Annotated in this window: 1 pseudogene; it reads left to right on the top strand. The window is 42.9% G+C overall.

Features of this window, described 5'->3' with window-relative positions:
* Positions 1-417, top strand: a pseudogene (locus HMPREF0519_RS12755) (MFS transporter); the annotation flags it as partial.

Consider the following 417-nt stretch of genomic DNA (forward strand, 5'->3'; position numbering starts at 1 on the left):
CTTGGTGCAATGAACGGTGTGCTTTATTTAACAACGCTCACTAACGCAATCAAGTGGTTCCCAGAGAAAAAGGGATTAATTTCAGGAATCAGTGTTGCCAGTTATGGCCTTGGCTCATTTATTTTTAAATATATCGACATGGCCATTGCTGGTGGTAATGGTGCGATTACCGCCGACAACATTGGCAGAGTTCTTCTTTGGTGGGGCATTCTGGCATTGATTTTAGCAGTCGTCAGATCCTTCTTCTTAAAGGATGCACCAGACAATATGGCTATTCCATCAAATGATGCTAATAAGCCTGCGGAAGTCGACAAAACGAACTTTACAACGTCTGAAATGTTACACACATCTCAAGCTTATATGATGTTCTTCTGCCTAACAACCGCTGTTATGTTTATGGGACTCTTGGGTGCCGCC

The organism is Lentilactobacillus hilgardii DSM 20176 = ATCC 8290, assembly GCF_000159315.1.
Taxonomy (GTDB): Bacteria; Bacillota; Bacilli; order Lactobacillales; family Lactobacillaceae; genus Lentilactobacillus; species Lentilactobacillus hilgardii.